The following is a 4,977-nucleotide window of genomic DNA, read 5'->3' on the forward strand; positions in this document are numbered from 1 at the left end:
AAGGCGGAGCGCACCACGGTGCGGGCGACATTGGCAGAGAGCCCGAAGAGCTGGAACTTGGTCTCGCTGGGTAGGTCGCACCAGGGCACGCCGCGCTGTACGGAGCTGAGAAAGTGCCGCAGCTCGGTGGCATCTGCGGGTGGGGCAAAGGCAAAGAGGCGCGGCGTACTTGGTGCCGATGCCCAGAAGACATAGGCGATATTCTGAACCGTTACCCGGTGCCGATCCGAGGCGAGTAGGGCGTTGAGCGCCTTGCCAAAGCGCTCCCCAGCATCCCGCGAGATAGGAGAGTTCTGCGCTCGCACCAAGCCGTAGCTCTCTGGCGCGGCGAAGTTGATCGAGACTAGCTGGGTTCCAGTGGGCTGTCCGCCGGGGATTCCCTTCACGGCCACGGGCATCATCTCTTCGACGGGGCCATAGACACCAGAGAGCAGGCACGTTGCCTTGAGTGCCGTTGATGTACCGTCGTCTTCGGCCTGCCCACGTGCCGCCCAGAACCGCCGCACCCGGGTATCGTCCACGGCCAGCGCCCGGCCGTCCACACGAAAGGTCACGGTGTGCGCTCCGCTCATATCCTTGGGAAAGTTCTCGGGTAGGCTATCCGGGTTCCAGCTCTCCAGAAAACGCCCGACTAGGGCGACATCGGCATTGCCCGTCTTTTCCACGCACGCTGCAAGCAGTGCTTTGAACGCCGTATGCTTTACGGCAGCTCGGGCACGTTCTTTGGCTTCATCTTTGCCCTTCAGGTCATCGGCGAAGACCAACCCCAGCGTGTAGGAGGGCGTATCGGCGAGCAAAAACGGGGTGATCCCCACCGTGCGCTTCATATCTGGTAGGAGTCTTTGAAGGCCGCGCTCGCCTTTCTTGGGATCGTCGCCGGTGAGGGGGGTGAAGGCGACGGGTACACGGGGATCTGTGGAGACTTCGACAATCCAGCGCAGGAGCTTGGGGACATACATCGAGGGCGGCAGTGTCCCCAGCCCTGTCTGCTGCATGATGGTGTCGGCATCGCGGTAGAGTCTTTGCAGGATCATGGCTTGATTACCCCCAGCTTCTCGTACTCAATATCGGGCACCTTGAGGACGCCGCTCTCCAGCTCGGCAGGAAAGTAGAGCGGGATGCTCAGGTTCTTGCCAAACGCGAGATCAAAAAGCATCAGCCCCAGATCCAGTGTCTTGCCTTGCAGCTCAGCACAGACCGTCTCCGTGCCATCGGGTGCTTCAAAGTCGGCGGCGAACTCGCGGCATCCCAGGTAGGGGCGCTGGAAGCAGCGGCCTTTCTTCACCCGCTCGCGAAACTGATCCCGGTACTTGGCAATATCGTCCGTGGCATGGGGCCGCAGCACCACATCGGCACGAAAAATATACTCGACACTTCGGAGCAGGAGCGTGTGGCGCTGCTGGCGGCGCTCGGTAATCGAGATGCCCTCCGTGCCGGTTGCCTTACCATCCACTTCGTTGCGCAGGACCGAGGCGTACTGGATCGGCCTGAGCACCAAAATCTCACGAACGCGGTAGGAAAACTCAGGCTTCCAGAAGATAGCCTCCAGAACCCCACGCGCAGCCGAGGGAGTGGGCACAGGGTACGAGACCCGCTCCACCTTGTTCTCAGGCCGCGTGAAGCACGCCATCGGTGCCCACACTTTCACTTCCAACGGGGGAAAATCCATCCTTACCTCCTGTAACATTGATCAGATCAACAGAGACGATACGCGGTAAACAACCGCATCACTCGGATCGCGGGGGAGGTCTATCCCCCGCTTGAAGTGGTACGCACCGGGCCAGAGAAGCAGACCGGGAAACGGTTCCTCAAACTCCTTGACCTGGTCGTTGGCAAATACACTCACACAGAGCGGCTGCGCACGCTGCCAGAGCCGCCGGGTCATCTTTCCGATAGCTGCTGCTTGCGCGAGGATTGCCCGTGTCTCTTTCTCGTCGTAGTCGGTGACAAAAACGGAGATCGTGTCTTGCTCGATCAGGCGTAGCTTCTGCGCTACCGTCGGGTAGTCGAAGTTCGTCCGGTCGAGCTGGATCTTCTTGGCATCCACTTCACCCGCCAGATCACGGTAGAGCCGCTCGAAGTAGCTCGTCACAAAGCTGGGGTCATCGAAGTCCACGCTCTCCCCTCGGGCACGTGCTGCCTGAAAAAGCTGGACGGTCTGGCTCAGTGCCATGCGATAGATGCCCTTGGGCGCGGCGTCTTCGGCAGGGGTAAAGACAATCACCTGGCTCTCATCACGAGGCCGGAGCCCCTCGCGGTTGCAGCGTCCCGCCGCCTGGATGATCCTATCGAGTGGCCCGATCGCGCGCAGCACTTTGGGAAAGTCCACATCCACGCCCGCCTCGATCACTTGCGTACTTACCACCAGCACTGGGGGGCCGTGTTTCAGCCGGTGACGAATCTCCGTGAGTGCCTTCTTGCGGTGTGCCCCACAGAGCAGGGTCGAGAGGTGCAGGACATTCGGGTTATCATCGTCGGGATCGAGCAGATCCAGCAGCTCCAGCGCCTGCCGCCGGGTATTGAGGACGCAGAGGCAGGACTGACCACTCAGTTGCATCTCTGCTGCCACCTGCTCCCAGCCCCAGGGCTCCTCGACCACTTGGTAGCGCACCCGCCGAAGCTGCGCAAAGTGCGCCTTCACTTGCTCCTCAGGGACGATTTGGGTCACTTTGGCAAAGCCGTGGAGAAACTCGCTCTGCACCGAGAGCGCGGGCTGCGTTGCCGTGCACAGCACTACCGTTGTCCCAAAGTTCTCCACCAGCACGCGCAGCCCGGAGAGAATCGGCTCTAGGAGTGTGGGCGGCAGTGTCTGCACCTCATCCAAGACGATCACGCTCTTGGCCAGGCGGTGGAGCTTGCGGCACGCACCAGGGCGATTGGAAAAGAGGCTCTCAAAGAGCTGAACCGTGGTGGTGACCACCAGCGGCGCGTCCCAGTTCTGCGCTGCGAGCAAGCGCCACTTCTCGCTCTCTGCCGTGCGATCCTCCTCACTGTCTTCACGGCTGCTTTTTTGCCGTGGCTCAATCGCGGAGTGATGCTCCAGAACCACTCCTGCGTCCTCCCCGAAGATCTCGCGAAACACCGCCGCCGTCTGATCCACGATACTGGTGTAAGGAATGGCATAGACCACGCGCCGCAACCCATAGGCCGCGGCATGCTCCAGGGCAAACGCCAGAGAGGAGCGTGTCTTACCGCCGCCCGTGGGCACAGTGAGCGCAAAGACACCAGGAAGGTTCTCCACAGCCCCTCTCTGACACGCCGAATACACCTCGCGCCGAATGTCGTTGACCGGGCTTGGGGTGGCGCTGGCAAAGTCACTTTCCTGGCGCTGCCTCAGTTTCGCGCAGAGCACTGCGAGCGATAGTGCCACCCCTTCCCGCCGCTGGGCAGCCTCCGGGTCGTTGTGCGCCTCGGTGTCCAGTGCATCCGCGTCCACCAGGGCGGAGAACACGAGGCGCACGTACATCTCTGCGGTGAGTTGATCCGTGGCATGGGGCATTGGAAAGAGGTGCGCGGGATCGGGCATGGGTGCGGCAAACTCGGGGTGGATCTGTGCCGCCTGCTCCCGAAGCGCCTGCACAACTTTACCACTTGCGCCCCGCTGCTGGGTGTCGTTGAGTGCGGCGGAGCGCTCTTTCATTCCGCCATGATGGCCGTGGATAAGTGCCGCGACAATCCCCGCAATATCCTCGCCCATCACCACGCGGAGATCGTCAAAGGCCACCCGTGCTCCATGCTGCTTGTGCGGCGCTGAGCCGGGTTTACGGGGAATGCCTGCCGCGCAGTCTTTGAGGTACTGCTGAAACTGTGGCGTGAGCTTGCCCAGATCATGGAGCAGCCCCACGTACCTCGCCAGCGCCTCGCCGTGAAAGGGCACCGCGAACTCCGTCGCCCGTCGTGTCACTTCTTGGACATGATCTGTAAAGGAGTGCCAGCACGGGTTCGCCTTGGACGGCGTGTGGGCTAACCAGCTCGGAATTTCATCGGTTTGCGTCATGTGGAGTCCTAATTTTTTCCTCAACTTTTACTATACACACGTTTTGTGACTGATTTGTGATCGCAGGACTTAATTCCGTGATTTGCCCATTTGGCTGGCTGAAAAGTCTTCCGCGAACCCCAAGTGGTTCCCCATTGACCGTGAGGTTCGCGGAAGCCCTCCCTCTACAACCCCTTGCAAAATCCGTGACTCCGCCTTAAACTACTTCCAGCGGAACCTCCTCGTAGAGGAAAATCCGCTGTTGCACCGGGGTCTAGGCTCCGGTGAGGATTGAAACTTTGCGGCGGCGGAGAGTGGCGCGAGGGCAAGCTGAAACTTGCTGACTTTGTAGGTAAGAAAAAGCGCGGTGACTGGGGTAAGCAAGGCTATGTTCGCTCTTTGGAGGAAGCACAGGGGGCGGCGGTGAAAAGACGCACGATGCCCATGACCGATCCCGATCCCCACGAAAAGACCTCTGGCTCACGCGACCCTGCCCTTCCCGGCACGGAGACACGCGAGCAGATGGGCAAGCGTCTTCAGTCCGAAGCAGAAGCGCTGCTGCCCAGGATCACCGAGCTGGTGGGCTTACCCTCGCGCTGGAACCGGCAGGCTATCGAGATCGGGGACGCGAGTGAGAAGTGGCGAGGCAAGAAGAACCTGAGCTGCTCGATAGCCATCCGAGAGATCGAAGCAGTGCGACCTGCTCGCTGGCGCACCTTGATCCACGAGTTACTTCACGGCCACTCCCCTGTTTACAACCAGATGATTTACAACGAGCTCAAGCCCTGGGAAGAGGCAGCAGTCGAAGAGGTTCAGCGCATGATTCGGCAGGAAGTTCTGAAGGCGGCGGGCGTGGAGGTTTCCGAGGATGTCCTAACAACCCTCGACGATCCCTTCATCTACAATCCGCATATCAGCGCTTTGGACTCACTGAGGTCTCTGGCAGGGCAAAGCCGTGAGGAATTCTGGCTGGCGATGCTACGCACTCCCCTGACAGAGCG

At 60.6% G+C, this 4,977-nt stretch carries 4 protein-coding genes; 1 reads left to right on the top strand and 3 read right to left on the bottom strand.

Annotation, left to right across the window (positions count from 1 at the left end; genetic code table 11):
• The 3 genes from ACH2EH_RS09550 to cas3 all read right to left on the bottom strand — a co-directional run.
• Positions 1-1,034 (bottom strand): type I-C CRISPR-associated protein Cas8c/Csd1 (locus ACH2EH_RS09550; protein WP_395141119.1); only part of this gene is annotated, 1,034 nt, incomplete at its 3' end.
• A complete protein-coding gene (cas5c, locus tag ACH2EH_RS09555) occupies positions 1,031-1,669 on the bottom strand; it encodes a type I-C CRISPR-associated protein Cas5c (protein WP_395141121.1) in 639 nt (212 codons plus the stop codon). The genes ACH2EH_RS09550 and cas5c, both read right to left, overlap by 4 nt.
• A 21-nt stretch (positions 1,670-1,690) precedes the next feature.
• Positions 1,691-3,997, bottom strand: coding sequence for a CRISPR-associated helicase Cas3' (gene cas3 / locus ACH2EH_RS09560; protein ID WP_395141123.1), 2,307 nt, complete (start codon positions 3,995-3,997; stop codon positions 1,691-1,693).
• Between the two features lie 270 nt (positions 3,998-4,267).
• Between cas3 and ACH2EH_RS09565 the strand changes: the two genes are divergently transcribed.
• Positions 4,268-4,977: hypothetical protein (locus ACH2EH_RS09565; protein WP_395141125.1), on the top strand; the 710-nt coding region annotated here is incomplete at its 3' end.

Source organism: Armatimonas sp., assembly GCF_043760365.1.
In the GTDB taxonomy this organism is placed as follows: Bacteria; Armatimonadota; Armatimonadia; order Armatimonadales; family Armatimonadaceae; genus Armatimonas.